This window comes from Enterovibrio coralii (genome assembly GCF_001559595.1).
GTDB lineage: Bacteria > Pseudomonadota > Gammaproteobacteria > Enterobacterales > Vibrionaceae > Enterovibrio > Enterovibrio coralii.
In genome coordinates, this window is sequence record NZ_LNTY01000015.1 from 31,714 (window position 1) to 46,813 (window position 15,100).

9 protein-coding genes and 5 pseudogenes are annotated in these 15,100 nt (G+C 49.0%); 11 read left to right on the forward strand and 3 right to left on the reverse strand.

Features of this window, described 5'->3' with window-relative positions; translation table 11 throughout:
- Positions 1–117: 117 nt before the first annotated feature.
- From nhaC to ATN88_RS04800, 10 genes and pseudogenes are all read left to right on the forward strand, one after another.
- Positions 118–1,548: a Na+/H+ antiporter NhaC gene (nhaC, locus tag ATN88_RS04765; RefSeq protein WP_067412212.1), complete on the forward strand. Its 1,431-nt coding sequence runs from the start codon at positions 118–120 to the stop codon at positions 1,546–1,548.
- Positions 1,549–1,802: 254 nt separating this feature from the next.
- Positions 1,803–2,969: an AMP-binding protein gene (locus ATN88_RS28540; RefSeq protein WP_332308856.1), complete on the forward strand. Its 1,167-nt coding sequence runs from the start codon at positions 1,803–1,805 to the stop codon at positions 2,967–2,969.
- Positions 2,966–3,463, forward strand: a complete 498-nt coding sequence (locus ATN88_RS28545) for an acyl-CoA synthetase family protein (RefSeq protein WP_332308857.1) — start codon at positions 2,966–2,968, stop codon at positions 3,461–3,463. The genes ATN88_RS28540 and ATN88_RS28545 overlap by 4 nt, the downstream gene beginning before the upstream one ends.
- Positions 3,460–4,796: pseudogene (locus ATN88_RS28805) on the forward strand (hypothetical protein). The gene ATN88_RS28545 and the pseudogene ATN88_RS28805 overlap by 4 nt, the downstream one beginning before the upstream one ends.
- 15 nt (positions 4,797–4,811) lie before the next feature.
- Positions 4,812–5,572: pseudogene (locus ATN88_RS04780) on the forward strand (enoyl-CoA hydratase-related protein).
- Positions 5,573–5,790: 218 nt separating this feature from the next.
- Positions 5,791–6,909: an HlyD family secretion protein gene (locus tag ATN88_RS04785; protein ID WP_067412215.1), complete on the forward strand. Its 1,119-nt coding sequence runs from the start codon at positions 5,791–5,793 to the stop codon at positions 6,907–6,909.
- Positions 6,899–7,896, forward strand: a pseudogene (locus tag ATN88_RS04790) (DUF2955 domain-containing protein). The gene ATN88_RS04785 and the pseudogene ATN88_RS04790 overlap by 11 nt, the downstream one beginning before the upstream one ends.
- 145 nt (positions 7,897–8,041) lie before the next feature.
- Positions 8,042–8,113 (forward strand): tryptophanase leader peptide, encoded by a 72-nt coding sequence (gene tnaC, locus ATN88_RS28810; RefSeq protein ID WP_157490657.1) that lies wholly within the window; start codon positions 8,042–8,044, stop codon positions 8,111–8,113.
- Between the two features lie 201 nt (positions 8,114–8,314).
- A pseudogene (gene tnaA / locus ATN88_RS04795) lies at positions 8,315–9,792 on the forward strand (tryptophanase).
- 127 nt (positions 9,793–9,919) lie between these two features.
- Positions 9,920–11,133, forward strand: a pseudogene (locus ATN88_RS04800) (aromatic amino acid transporter).
- A gap of 39 nt (positions 11,134–11,172) precedes the next feature.
- Here the strand turns inward: ATN88_RS04800 and ATN88_RS26775 are convergent.
- Genes ATN88_RS26775 through ATN88_RS04815 form a run of 3 tightly spaced genes read right to left on the reverse strand, consistent with a single transcriptional unit; the run spans position 11,173 to position 13,562 of the window.
- Entirely contained in the window at positions 11,173–11,697 is a 525-nt protein-coding gene (locus ATN88_RS26775) for a histidine kinase (protein WP_067412220.1), read from the reverse strand.
- Positions 11,694–12,800, reverse strand: a complete 1,107-nt coding sequence (locus ATN88_RS04810) for a sensor histidine kinase (RefSeq protein WP_067412223.1) — start codon at positions 12,798–12,800, stop codon at positions 11,694–11,696. The genes ATN88_RS26775 and ATN88_RS04810 overlap by 4 nt, the downstream gene beginning before the upstream one ends.
- A gap of 21 nt (positions 12,801–12,821) precedes the next feature.
- On the reverse strand, positions 12,822–13,562 hold the full coding sequence (locus tag ATN88_RS04815) for a response regulator transcription factor (RefSeq protein WP_067412226.1): 741 nt from the start codon (positions 13,560–13,562) through the stop codon (positions 12,822–12,824).
- Positions 13,563–14,023: 461 nt separating this feature from the next.
- Between ATN88_RS04815 and ATN88_RS04820 the strand changes: the two genes are divergently transcribed.
- Positions 14,024–15,016: an ABC transporter substrate-binding protein gene (locus ATN88_RS04820; RefSeq protein WP_067412230.1), complete on the forward strand. Its 993-nt coding sequence runs from the start codon at positions 14,024–14,026 to the stop codon at positions 15,014–15,016.
- The last annotated feature ends 84 nt before the right edge of the window (positions 15,017–15,100 follow it).

A 15,100-nucleotide genomic window follows, 5' to 3' on the forward strand; every position in this document is an offset into this window, starting at 1 on the left:
GAGACGGAATGACCCCTACGCGTGCCATTAGAGCCGCTTTCCCACCAACGATGAACATTCCATTGGACTCCACGGTTTAGCGGCCTTCAGTCAAAAGTGTAAACAGTCGGAGGTAACATGCAGACTGACATACCTGAAGGTGCCCGAGCACCCCATTTCTGGGAGGCGATAATCTCCCTACTTTCCCTCGTTGTAGGTATCAGTATTTCAATCGTTTTATACGGACTCGACCCTCAAGTTCCCATGATGCTCGGCGTTGTCGTCGCCAGTGTTGTCGCATTGCGCTGTGGATTTGCGTGGAAAGAGATCCAAGGCGGTATGGTTGCTGGTATTTATAACGCCCTCCCCGCGATGATCATCCTAATGATTGTGGGATCCTTAATCGGCGTTTGGATCCTCGCCGGTGTCGTACCCACACTGATTTTTTACGGCCTCAAAATTCTCGCCCCCGAAATCTTTCTCCCTGCCTGTGTCGTCATTTGTGCCATCACCTCTTTGGCAACGGGAACAAGTTGGGGGACAACAGGGACAATCGGTGTCGCCTTGATGGGTGTAGGCGGCGGCTTGGGTTTCCCTCTCCCCATCGTTGCGGGTGCTGTGCTTTCTGGCGCGTACTTTGGTGACAAGATGTCACCGCTCTCCGACACCACCAATCTTGCGCCCGCCATGGCTGGGACAGATCTCTTCACCCACATCAAACACATGTCCTACACCACCAGTGTCAGCATAGGGCTAACGTTAATCATAGAGATCGTCATAGGCCTTCAATACAGTGCTTCAAGCAGCAACATCGAACGCATCAACACCATACTAACCACGCTAGAGAGTACCTTTTTCATTAACCCCGTTTTGCTCTTGCCGTTAGTGCTTGTGTTATTTGTCTCTTACAAAAAAATGCCTGCGATTCCGGGAATTGCACTGGGTGTTATCGCGGGTGCTATTTGTGCGGCAGGGCTTCAAGGGGCGGATTACAACGCCATCGCAAATGTCGCTTTTGGTGGATACACCTCAGGCACAGGCATTGAAGATGTTGACTCACTACTGTCTCGTGGTGGTATGGACTCGATGATGTACACCATCAGTTTGATCATCGTGGCCATGATGTTTGGTGGCGTCATGGAGCGAACCAACCAACTCAAAGTCATCGCTGACAAGGTTTTGGCCGCCGCGAAATCCACCGGCTCTTTGATTGTATCGACGGTACTCACAGGGATTGGCGCAAACCTCATCTTGTGTGACCAATACATGGCAATTGTCATGAGTGCACGAAGCTACGCCGAAGCCTACCGAGAGCGGGGACTGGCCCCAGAAAACCTCTCTCGTGCCGTGGAAGACTCCGCCACGGTGACGGCAAACCTGGTTCCTTGGAACTCTGGTGGTGCTTATCAAGCAGCCACACTGGGCGTCGCAACCCTCGCTTATCTGCCATTTAATTTCTTCTGTTGGCTCTCACCACTGGTCACCATCTTGTTTGGTGTCATGGGTTGGACCATTTGGAAAACCGGTGATGACGAGCCGCGCGAAGCGAGCGTCGAACGAAATCTTTAAACTCCTTCCTAAAATCCCCGCGTTGGTTGTGAATGCAACCAACGCTTTATTGACCCAAACAACCTGAATGTGCAGGATTCAACGCGCCTCTTCTGGTTGTTTGGATATATTCACTTTCTCTCATATTCGCATTGCTAACCTATTGCGAAAGCTTTGTGAGAATTCCGAGAGGTTTTGTCGCTAGATTCTCCTTTATGTCGCCACGCTAACCATTTTGAGGTTGCTTGGCTCCGTTGACACAAGGAGAGTAAATTGTGACCGTTTCGCTCAATTCCGTATTATTTCCTCCGTCACCTTCTGAGCAACCTTCCTCGCAAGGCTGCGTTTTCAATCTTGCGCCCTTGTCGGGACTTTCAACTGAAGACAGACGCAAGTTCGTGACATATGGTCGAGGTCGTTCAGAGACACCTGCATTCAGCACCTTGACGCAAGCATTCGAGTATCACGCTGAACGCTCTCCTCACGCCATCGCTGCCATGCATGGCAATCGTGCCATCTCCTATGGCGAATTGAATCAACAAGCAGAAAAGCTCGCAACCTTGCTGCTGAAAGTCGGAATAAAGCAGGGAGATTCGGTTGGCATCTTTCTCACTCGCTCAACACAGATGCTTGCGGGCATGTTGGCGTGTTTAAAGATTGGTGCGAACTATGTTCCTCAACACGCGGGCGTCGCACCCAGTGAGCAACTAGAGCACATTGTTGACGTGGCGAGAGTCAAAGTCATCTTTACCCTTTCTAAGCACAGAAAAGATCTCCCTAAATTTGAGGGTGTCGTGCTTTTAGAACTAGATACCTTGATGAAATCCTTTGAGTTCCGCTCATTGGCGATTGAAGGTAAGCGGACAACCAAACCCGATGATCTGAGCTTTATTCTTTTCACCTCAGGCACCACAGGCAAGCCAAACGGCGTTCAGGTAACTCATCGTAACGTGTGCAATATTGTGCTGACTGCTCCGGGGAATCTCGGTGTCCGACCGGGCATGCGCGTCGCGCAAATTCTCAGCATCGCGTTTGATATGTCTGCATGGGAAATCTACGTTGCACTTTGCCATGGTGCGACATTGCTGATCCGTGACAGCGTCATTGAGCACACAGCCAGTAACGCCGATGTCATTATCGCTACACCGTCGGTGCTGGGGCAGATTGACCCTGATAAGTGTCACGATGTAAAAGTGGCTGCTGTTGCTGGTGAGCCCTGCCCTCGCCCATTGGCAGAAAAGTGGGCGGCGCAGTGTCGTTTTTATAACTCTTGTGGCCCGACTGAAACGACCATAATCAACACCGCAAAATGGTTTGAACCTGGCGGTGCGTTAACGATTGGCAAGCCGACGCCAAATAACACCGTTATATCCTCAACGAGCGGTTCGAACCTTGTGAGATTGGCGAAGTCGGTGAAATGTGGGCAGGCGGTGATTGCGTGACCAAAGGCTATCTCGCCAATGCTAACTTGAGCCAAGAAAGATACCGCCCCGATCCTTTCCTTGGGGACGGACATGTGATGTTCCGAACCCGTGATTTGGGACGCTGGACGGAAGACGGCGAGCTCGAACATTATGGCCGTACCGACGATCAGGTGAAGGTAAAAGGCTTTCGCGTTGAACTCGATTCAGTCTCCGCGGTATTGGAGTCCATGCAAACCTGCCGACTCGCCGTGACGCTGAAAGTCGACAACGAACACCTCGCTTCTTTTGTCGTTCCCGCAACCGTTGACGAACACGCTGCCATAAACCATGTCAGTGCTTCACTGCCCTACTATGCCGTGCCTGTCAGCGTGATGGCGTTTGACCAATTGCCACTAACACCACGCGGTAAGATTGACAAGAGAAAGCTGCTAGAGATTTATCATCAAAGCCAAGAAAACGCTGAAACAGCTAGCCCTGACATTCATACCGGAAATAAGGGGCAAGCATCATGATGGCACCGTATTCCGAGGCAGAACTGCCAGAAAAACAAAAGTTTCTTCAGCGCGTTTGGAAGAATCCTGCTCTGGAACACTATGTGCGTTTGGTGTTGTTGGTCTCGACCGTCAACCTCGGTTGGCTGATTTATGGGATAACCGAAGGAGACTGGTTCGCATCGTCAAACATCGACCTGACGGCACTCAGCAGCATGGTGATTGCCAACTTCTTTGTCGCCATCATTGTTAGGCAACAATACACCATCAATTTGCTGTTTTGGTTGGCAACACGGGCTCCTGTCACTTGGCCACTCTCCATTCGCTGGCATTTGGGCAAGGTGTATCACCATGGCGGACTGCACAGTGGCTGCGCCATAAACGGCACCTTGTGGTTCGCGTTGTTCACAGGTGGTTTGATCTACCAATACACGCATGCCGCTGCCACCATTTCGTCCACCAGCTTGGTCGCGACGATCGCCATCATCGTTTTGTTGATCGTGATGCTCGCAATGGCAATGCCTAACATTCGCAAGAAGTTTCACAATGCCTTTGAAGCCACGCACCGATTTGCAGGCTGGTCAGTGCTGATTCTTTTCTGGGTGCAGACTGTTTCAATCGCACAAGACACACATCCAGAATTAGGAGCATGGTCGCTGTTTTCTGAGACACCTGCATTTTGCTTCTCTCAATCATGACCTTCAGCATCCTGCTTCCTTGGCTGAGATTACGCCGCGTGCCTGTGGAGATTAAGACACCGTCCAATCATGTCGCGCTACTGAAGTTTAACTATGGCGTCACGCCCTTCGCTGGCTCCTCGATGGCAATCAGCCGTTCACCTCTGATGGAGTGGCATCACTTCGCCAACGTACCTTCGCCAACAGAGCCGGGATATAGATTAACGGTCTCTCGCGCTGGTGATTGGACAGGCCGTTTGATTGACGACAAGCCTTCACATTTATGGGTGAAGGGCATTCCGACCGCAGGCGTTGCCAACATCGAAGTCTTGTTCAAACGCGTGGTTTATATCGCCACAGGCAGCGGTATTGGTCCGTGCATACCTCATCTACTCGCCAAAAAGTTGCCCATGCTGCTGGTCTGGTCAACCCGAGACCCACGCAAAACCTATGGCGATGAACTGGTTGATGAAATTCTAGAAGCACAACCAGATGCCTTGATTTGGGATACCGACAAAGATGGCAAACCTGACATGGTGCAATTGGCGTATGCCGCTTACAAAGCGTTTGATGCAGAAGCCGTAATTTGTATCTCCAACCAAAAACTCACTCGACAAGTCGTTTATGGCATGGAAAGTCGCGGTATTCCTGCCTTTGGCGCGATTTGGGATTCGTGAAGGAGTAAGGAAATGATGATTCAAACAGAAAAAACACAGGGCGTAGTGATTTTCCGTCTGCACAGACCCAACAAACGCAATGCGCTTTGTTCGGAATTGATGGTTGAACTCACCACAAAACTCAACGCCTACGACAACGACCCTGACGTGGGGTGCTTTGTTATCACTGGCTCAGAGCAGGTCTTCGCGGCGGGTGCCGACATCAGTGAAATGGCTGACATGTCTTATCAGGAAATGGTAGCGACTGATTACTTTTCTGGCTGGGAGGCATTAAGTCGCGTCAGAACACCGATAATTGCTGCGGTAACGGGTTATGCGTTGGGCGGCGGCTGTGAGCTCGCATGATGTGCGACACCATCTTTGCCGCAGAATCCGCGCTATTCGGGCAACCAGAACTGACCATTGGTGTCATTCCGGGCATGGGTGGTTCTCAAAGGCTGACCCAATTGGTCGGAAAATCAAAGGCCATCGACATGATCCTGACGGGAAGGATGATGGACGCGACAGAAGCAGAGCGAGCAGGTTTGGTGTCACGCGTGGTGCCAGACGAGCAACTGATGCAAGAAACCATTGAGGCTGCGAAAACCATAGCAAGCTACAGCAAACCAGCGGTTATCCTTGCCAAAGAGTGCGTTCTCAACGCTGAAAAGCTGTCCGTTGAAGATGGAGTTAGGTTTGAACGTCGCGCTTTTCATGGTTTGTTCGCAACCGAAGACCAGAAGGAAGGCATGCACGCGTTTATGGAGAAACGAAAACCCCATTTTACCGGACATTGAATGGTTAAATTTGAGAGGGAAACATTGCTTTCCCTCCCCTTTCCCCGCTGGATCCCGCGCTATTCCAGTAATTGCTAATTTGTTCCATCAAAGTGTCTAAATTTAGACAACTTACTGCATAGCCTTTTCTTAAAATTACCCTTCTGCGCCGTCGCGCCCACCAAATATAAGCAGATAGAACCCGCTGTAAGCGCGTGATGAATGAAGGGATAACAAGAATGAACGACGTCAATTCGCCCGCCGAGAACGAAGACAGCCAGCCACCTCAGGTTGAAGCAGCAAACAGCGCACGTCGTGTCACCTATTACCTCATTGCGGCGGCATTGGTACTTTGGCTCTACACCCTGTGGGCGGACAGATTCACGCCCATGACCAATCATGGTCGCATCAACGGTCAACTCATTCGAATCACACCTCAAGTATCAGGCCCAATATCGAACATCTCCGTGCTAAATAATGCCGAGGTGCGACAGGGCCAATCACTTTTAGACATTGAACCTCTGCCTTTTCAGCTGGAAGTCGATGCAGCCAAAGTCTCTTTGCAGCAGGCCGCACAGTCGGTAAAGTCTGATTCAGCCGCGATTGAAGCAGCCAAAGCCAACCAAGTAGCTGCGAGAGTTAAGCTGGTCAACGCGACGCAACATGCGCAAAGAAACAGAACTCTCGCGAGACGTAACGTCATCAGCAAAGCCACATTGGATGACAGTATCGCAGCACAAAACAGTGCAAAAGCAGCACTGGCTCAAGCCACCGCAGATTTAGTGAAAGCTCAACAAGCTTTGGGGCCGAAAGGTGAAAACAACCCGCAGGTGAAATCCGCGCTCAATCGGCTAGACCAAGCCCTGCTTAACCTCTCCTATACCAAACTCGATGCGCCCGCTTCTGGTGTTATCACCAACATGACCTTGGCGACAGGCGACTATGCCTCTCAAGGCAAGCCACTTCTCACCTACATCAACAACCATCACTTATGGTTGACCGCGATGGTGCGTGAAAGCTCGTTAGTGTATATCGATAAAGGCACGGTGGTAAAAGTGGTGTTGGATGCTTATCCCGGCCAGATATTCCACGGAGAAGTGACCTCAATTGGCTGGGGAAGCAGTGGTAACGGCAATTTGCAAATTGATGCGAACAACGGGCTGTTTGACTCTCCCAATGGCTTGCAACACGCACAGCGATTCCCTGTGAACATTCGCTTTTTCGACCTCCCTAAAGACGTCAATCTAAGATACGGCGGTCGTGCAACCATCAGTTTCTATCCCGGTCAGGCTCCTCTAGGTGAAAGACTATTGGACGTGTGGACATGGGTCTGGAGCTACCTCAGCTATGTTTCATAGCCGTGGCAATGGCATACTGCGTATCGCGTTGTTCCCGATACTGTTGTTGTTCTGGCAGTACGTGTTTGGCACATCCCTGCCTTTGATTGCGCCAGCCATCTGTGCTGTATTCCTAAGTTCCTCGGTAAAAGCACCGCCGTTAAAGATGGTCTTACTCATGGCCATCATGCTGTTCCTTGCGGCATGGCTTCAGGCATTTTTGAGTAACTTCCTCATCGACCAGCCCATCATCTATTACAGTTGCTTATACATCGTTTTCTATTGGTGCATCGAACGTTCTCGTTCTAATCCGCAAGATTTGCTCGCCACCATGCTTTTACTGTCGACAACCTTGGTCGCCGTCTTTACGCAGCAAAAAGGGTTAGATGTCAGCCAAATCCCCCTCGCGCTGCTTAAAGAAATTCTGCTGGCCGGTTTAGTATCTTATCTGGCATTTTTCCTTTTTCCGGGCGGTCATCCCATTGCAGACACCTCCCCGCCCCCTGCGTTTGGCGCGGTTCACACTGAAATCTGGCACATCGTGTTTAAAGCCTCGGTTGTTCTTGTCGTGCTCATCAGTGCGATTCATCTGAAGTTGGTGCAAAGCACCATAGTGACACTGACAGTGGCCCTGATTCTAAAAGACCCTAACCCTGCGAGCGGCAAACAATATGGATTGAGACGGCTGTTAGCACCTATGCTGGTTTTTTGTTTTCCATGCCCGTATTACTTGCCAGTGCATTGGAAACCAACTTGATTGGACAGCTTAGCGCAGCACTTAGCTGTGCCCTTCTCATGGGGGTTTATGCGTCGAAGCGAATGGCCAGTTTCAGTGCAATACAGCTTCTGTACTCAGGCTTTGTTGTTCTTGTCTACTATGGCCTGACACAGGGTGCTGGCAGTGCGTTTGTTGACGATGGTAAACGCCTACTTTCCATCCTCGGCGCAGTGTTACTGGGTTCTCTGGTTTTAGTGATTTTACAGCCAAAACAGCCCCTTCGAGACTGATGTGATATTCATCTTCTAAATAGATTGAAGAGGCTGTAAATTTGTCGGTACGTTCTCACTTTGATATTTTTTGAGATGACCAATCATCATGTGCTATAGATAATAATATCGTTAGCTTGAATTATTCGGTTTCAGGTTGGTATTTATGGACATCATTAACGAAATGAACCACTGGATCACGCTCGATTATAAAATCGCTTTTTTCTTCCCTGCATAATCATATTTAACGCAGTTTCTCGCGTTAGATACATTCTCTTATATTCGCAAAATAAATGTATGGCTTATTAAAGCCACGGGTTTCTTTTGCCAAAAACAATCAAATACTCACTTTAAGAAATTTACATTTCTGACGGAGATTGTTCGCGCTTAATTATTTGCGAACGAACCTTGCCGTCCGAAATAAGGAAAAGGCATACAAATGGAAAACTTTAAACATATCCCTGAACCGTTCCGTATTCGTGTTATTGAACCAGTAAAACGTACTACTCGCGCTTATCGTGAAGAAGCCATCGTTAGAGCGGGCATGAACCCATTCTTGTTAGACAGTGAAGACGTCTTTATCGACCTGCTGACGGACAGTGGCACAGGTGCAATCACTCAGGACATGCAAGCGGCTATGCTACGCGGCGATGAAGCTTACAGCGGCAGCCGCAGCTACTATGCCCTATCAAATGCAGTCAAAGATATCTTCGGTTATGACCTGACAATTCCTACTCACCAAGGCCGTGGCGCAGAACAGATCTATATTCCTGTTCTGATCAAAAAACGCGAAAAAGAAAAAGGCTTGGACAGAAACAAAATGGTGGCACTGTCTAACTACTTCTTCGACACCACCCAAGGGCACACCCAAGTGAACTGTTGTGTCGCGAAAAACGTGTACACCAAAGAAGCGTTTGATACTTCAGTCACCGCTGATTTCAAAGGCAACTTCGACTTAGAAAAGCTGGAATCTGCAATCTTGGAAGCGGGTCCAGCAAACGTGCCATACATTGTCAGCACCATCACCTGTAACTCTGCAGGTGGTCAGCCGGTTTCGATTGCCAACCTAAAAGCGGTTTATGAGATTGCCAAGAAGTACGACATTCCGGTGATCATGGACTCCGCTCGCTTTGCCGAGAACGCCTACTTTGTTCAACAACGCGAAGAAGCGTACAAAGACTGGACCATTGCCGACATCACCCGTGAAGCCTACAAGTATGCTGACGGCCTCGCGATGTCAGCGAAGAAAGATGCCATGGTGCAAATGGGCGGCCTGCTGTGCTTCAAAGACGACACCATGATGGACATTTACCAAGAATGTCGCACCCTGTGTGTGGTTCAAGAAGGATTCCCAACCTATGGCGGTCTGGAAGGCGGTGCCATGGAACGTTTGGCCGTTGGTCTGTATGACGCATGCGCCAAGAGTGGTTGGAATACCGTATCAAGCAAGTTCAATACTTGGTTGATGGTTTGGAAGCGATTGGCGTTATCTGCCAGCAAGCCGGTGGTCACGCCGCATTTGTTGATGCAGGAAAACTCCTTCCGCACATTCCTGCGGGCCAATTCCCTGCGCATGCGTTGGCTTGTGAGCTCTACAAAGTCGCCGGCATTCGTGCAGTAGAAATCGGCTCTCTACTTCAAGGCCGTGATCCACAAACCGGCGAGCAGTACCCATGCCCTGCAGAATTGCTGCGCCTTACCATTCCACGCGCTACGTACACCCAATCTCATATGGACTTCATCATCGAAGCCTTTGAGGAAGTGAAGAAGAATGCAAATAACGTGAAAGGCTTAGAGTTTACTTACGAGCCAGCGGTACTTCGACACTTCACCGCACGTTTGAAAGAGGTTGAGGTTTCTCCGGTTATAACTAAAAAAAAGCCTACGGCTAAGCCTGAATTAGAACCTACTTTGTAAACAACTTTAAGAGCGCAATTTATATTGCGCTCTTTTTTTACTTTTATTCACACCTAATCAATCTGAAATTAAATAATTTCAGATCGTATGGCTGTGTCCAATATTGTGAAATCGGAGAGTTACTATTATGGAAAAAAGCCCTTCGTTAGTCGGGGGAGCCTGTATCATTGCCAGCGTTTGTGTTGGTGCTGGTATGTTAGGTCTCCCAAGTTCAGGAGCGGGAGCCTGGACGGTCTGGTCAATTCTTGCAATTACTGCCACGATGATAGTGATGACTATTTCTGGCTGGATGTTGCTTGAATCTTTTAAGCATTATGATCTTAAAGTCTCTTTTAATTCCGTCACCAAAGATCTCCTTGGCAGCAAAGTAAACCTTTTTAATAACATCACAGTGTATTTTGTTGGCGGTATTTTGCTATACGCTACATTACTTCTTCAGGTTTAATTCTTCAGGAAATTACAGGCCTAAGCAGTAAACTAACGTCTATCGTTTTTGTCTTCGTTTTCTCCTTGTTTGTTTGGCACTCAACACGCGCTGTTGACCGCATCTCCATTGTGCTTATTGCTTTTATGGTACTGAGCTTCGTATTTGGTGTTTCAGGCATGGCGATCAACGTAGATCCAAGCGTGCTGTTCGACGCAGCAAATGAAGATCGCAAGTATGCGCCCTATGCCATGGCAATGTTGCCCGTTGCGCTAACATCGTTCGGTTATCACCATTCGGTCTCTTCCATGCGTGCTTATTACGGTGAGGAGCGCAAAGCCAAATACGCCATCCTTGGCGGCACGGTTATCGCTCTCGCGCTTTACTGCCTATGGCTCATCAGTATTTTTGGCAACTTGCCTCGTCATGAATTTGGCCCTGTTATCGAGCAAGGCGGCAATGTAGATGTACTGCTGAAAGAGTTGGATGCGGTAATTGCTTCAGAAAGTGTATCTAAAGCGATCAATGCCTTCTCTATGGCTGCGATACTTTCGTCTTTCATTGGTGTCGGTTTGGGTGTGTTTGACTTCCTCGCAGACTTTTTCAAGTTTGAAGACACGCGCCAAGGCCGCACCAAATGTTGGTTGGTAACCTTCCTTCCACCATTGGTGATGTCATTGCTGTTTCCATTCGGCTTTATTGTCGCGATCGGTTACGCAGGTGCAGCGGCAACCGTGTGGGCATGCATTATCCCGGCTCTGCTAGCGCTGAAATCTCGTTCAATGGCAGGTGGCGACCAAGGCTTTAGAGCACCGGGTGGCAATGCAATGATAGGTGCGGTGATTCTGTTCGGTGTGCTGACAGCACTGTTCCACTTCCTTGCCATGGCTGGAATGTTGCCTGCCTTCTTAGGGTGAACGTAATCAGCTATTAACGATAAGGCCGCGTTCGCGGCCTTATGTTTTATCCTTGGGTGGCGTTGCATCTTTGGGCTCTTCATTGGTCGCTTCACCCAGTGCATTGAATGAGGGCAAACCACCCTTTCCTTCCGCTTTTTCCTTCGCGTAAACATGCAACTCGTCAGGCACTGCTGCGTTTCCTTCATCAACCAGTTGGGCTTCTTCAGCGTGTACATGGGGCAGATTGGACTTTAGTGGTGGCGCATCGTCTTCCCATTGCTGAGGAACCGTATGTATTTGCGCGACTTCATGTGCGATACCCGAAAGCTCGAACGTGGCCATGTACTGGTTTCCATCAGACACGTCGGTTTTCAGCGAGCTTTGGTGGAGGCTCAGAATTGCTTCAACAATCTTGGTTCCCATCCCCAATGAGCCTGAAATGCTGTTGGTATCTATGCTGTTCTCAACACTAAATACCACACGCGTTGCGCCTTGCCGTTTTCCCTCAATCAAAATCTGGCTTTCCGCAGGGCTGTGGCGAATCGCGTTTTCAATCAAGTTGTCGAACACGCGGTTTATCAACTGGCTATCTGCATGATGGTTGCGCCCGCATCAGACAACACAATCATTTCAATATGCTTTTGACGAAGCGATAGCTCAAAGCGCTTTTTAACGTCGGACAGCAGCTCAGCCACATCGATTTCCTGATACGACAACACCACCTTTGCAGAGGGCGAACGCGCCGCTTCCAACTGGTCTTTTAAGTGTTGTTGCAGTCGCAAGGCATTGTGGTAGGCCGTATCAATCATTCCCTGGCCTTCTTTGTGCTGAATCCGCCACGTTTCTAAATAACCCAGAATGTTTGCCAACGGCGTTTTCAAATCATGACTCAGTTGCACCAAGTATTCTCGACGTTGTGCCTCTTGCACTCGCAATTGAATAAATTGCTGCTGGATTACCGCCATCATACGACGGTATTGCGAGGCCATATCCTGCAGCTCCGCAGCATTGAAGTTAAGAGGCGGTGTAATACGAAACTCGGAGAGTGCAGCATCTTCAATTTGCTTCACCATAGTGCGGCCCGGCCTGATGATCTGGCGATAAACCATGCGATAGACCACCAGCGCAAACAGCAAAATCACAATCAATGCGCCCGCCACAACAGGAACATACTGCAAAAGGGATTGTGGGTCAGATAAGGCAATACGTTGCTGACTGCCGATAACCACATAGAGGTATCCTGCTACCTTTCCGCCGTCATCAATCTGCGCCGCGGAAAACACTTTCTCTCTGCTCGGCATCAATGGATCTTGACCGAGAATCGGAAACGGCTCTCCCGCCAAAAACTGCTTGATGGGCGTTGTATCAATCTGAGTGCGCTGAACATTCTCTATCGGCGGGCCAGACGTAGTGATATTCCCATCAGGGTCGAGGAAATAAATTTCGAAGTCTGGGCCGAGCAACATCAAGGTATGAAAAATAGAAGACAGGGCTTTGGGGCTGTAATCGTCCCCCACCATCAGCGGGTTGTCATCCCGCATGTGTAACGCCAATTCCCGATGTAAGGATTGTTGAGTGCGCAGTTCGTTTTCTTCCCAAACCCGCACACTCAGCGTTGTGAGCACGGCTGCACTCACCAAAAACCACAACAATGTAAACAAAAGGAGCCGATGCTTAAACGCCAAGATCAACCTCTCTAAAACTGATTACTTCATCGGAGCGGATTCTCTGAACTTGTATCCCACTCCCCAAACAGTATGGATGTATTTTGGCACATTGGGTCGGCTCTCCAATTTGCTTCTCAGTCTGTTCACCGCACAACACACTGTGTGACGATAACCGTCATAGTCGGTGTTCCACACCCGACTTAACAGCTCGTCTTTGCTGAATACACGATCCGGTCGTTTTGCCAAGCAACAAAGCAGCGAAAACTCCGTCGGAGTTAAATCAATCGAAGTGCCGTCCAAGGTCACACGGTGAGTTTCCTGACAGATCTCAAGGTGTTTAAAAATCATAGAAGGCGACGCATTCACTGACTCTACGGTCGCGACCTCTGGTGTGTCTTCCGTCCACTGTCGATGTGTCATACGGCGCAATAACGCACGGATCCTTGCTTGAAACTCAATCACACTGAAAGGCTTCGCGAGATAATCATCTGCGCCAGATTCAAACCCTTCCACCATGTCCGTTTCAGTATCCATCGCGGTCAGGATCAGAATGGGCAAGCCATTTTGTTGCCTTCTGAGTTGCTGACAAAGCTCAACACCGTCTCCGTCTTCAAGCCCTCTATCAAGAACAATAGCGTCAACGGAGCAGCTATTGAGGATCTCAAACCCTTCTTGCAATGAAGAGCCTTTCAGCACATCAAAGCCCATGACTTTCAAATGAAGCGAAATCAACTCTGAGATATCACCATCGTCTTCCAGTACCAATACTGTCTGAGACATAGCATCACCACGTAATCGGTCGTTATTGACTGAGTGTTAGAACCTAGAGATATGCAAAAACTTTCAACAGAATCAGCATTTCGGCGAAGAAAAATGGAAATTCTCTCTGGCGTTATCTATTTCTTACTTTTCAGACGGTTTGAAAAATTTCTTTATCGCAAAAGCATATGAAAACCCTACAACACGGGGTGATTTTATGCGCATAAAAATCAATAGGTTACGAAAGGCGCGATGACTACTCGAGCACCAATAAATACTTAGAACGCAAAGCAATTCAATTTCAAAATGTAACTTGTACGGAGAAATAGTGATGCAAATTTGTTATCATTAATCCTGTTGCGCTCAAAACAATCAGTCAGTTAAACCGCTTTCTTATGTTTTGCGTAGTAGAAAGCTATCGTGAAAATATGATTAGAGATGTATTCATTCACCCTAGCTATTTTTAATGAGAGGGAACTTCCATGAAAAAACTTTTAACCACGTCGTTGCTGTTGCTGGCTTCCGCTCCTATGACAAGCTTGGCTTCAGACTGTGGCAAGGTAACAATCGCGGATATGAACTGGAACTCCGCAAGCCTCATCGCAAACGTTGACCGCTTTATCCTCGCCGAGGGCTATGACTGCGACGCAGAACTTGTCCCAGGCGATACCATGCCTACTGGCACCTCAATGATTGAAAAAGGCGAGCCTGATGTCGCACCTGAGCTGTGGAGTAACTCCCTGAAAGCAGCGTTGGATCGTGGTGTTGAAGAAGGTCGTCTGCGCTTTGCCGGTGCTGTGTTGTCTGACGGCGGTGAAGAAGGTTTCTGGGTGCCAAAATACTTGGTCGACAAGAAACCTGAGCTGGCAACCATTCAAGGCATTGTTGCGAACCGCGAGCTGTTCGAACACCCAGAAGACCCTTCTAAGTCTGCATTCTATGGCTGTCCGGCTGGCTGGAACTGCCAAATCTCTTCAGGCAACCTCTTTAACGCAATGGGTCTTGGCGACGCCGGTTTTGAGCTGATCGATCCAGGTTCAGGTGCAGGTCTGTCTGGCTCAATCGCGAAAGCGTACGAGCGTGGCGAAGGTTGGTTTGGTTACTACTGGGCACCGACAGCGGTTCTTGGTAAGTACGAGATGGTGAAAGTCGACTTCGGTTCAGGTGTTGATTTAGAGCACTTCAAAGCGTGTACCACCAATGCTGACTGTTTAGAGCCGAAAGTGACCATGTACCCACCTTCAGCGGTAGATACCGTGATCACCGAAAGCTTTGCAGAAACGTCACCTGACGCAGTGAGCTACCTTTCTACCCGTTCATTCACCAACGCACAGCTAAATGGCTTGCTGGCATGGATGGAAGAAAACCAAGCAGACGGTGAAATTGCTGCTCAGCACTTCCTCGAAAATCACGAGGACATCTGGGGTGCATGGGTAAGCCCAGAAGTTGCGAAGAAAGTAAAAGCCGCGCTTTAACGCCTCTCCAAAGATGCGGGCTGACATTCCTCAGCCCGCGCTAATTCACATAAACGATAATTATTTTGCGACCCACGTTAGTAA

What these genes read in the sequence shown, in the direction of transcription:
- nhaC (WP_067412212.1), top strand. Translation starts at nt 118, where the DNA reads ATGCAGACTGACATACCTGAAGGTGCCCGAGCACCCCATTTCTGGGAG.
- ATN88_RS04785 (WP_067412215.1), top strand. Translation starts at nt 5,791, where the DNA reads ATGAACGACGTCAATTCGCCCGCCGAGAACGAAGACAGCCAGCCACCT.
- ATN88_RS04815 (WP_067412226.1), bottom strand. Translation starts at nt 13,562, where the DNA reads ATGTCTCAGACAGTATTGGTACTGGAAGACGATGGTGATATCTCAGAG.
- ATN88_RS04820 (WP_067412230.1), top strand. Translation starts at nt 14,024, where the DNA reads ATGAAAAAACTTTTAACCACGTCGTTGCTGTTGCTGGCTTCCGCTCCT.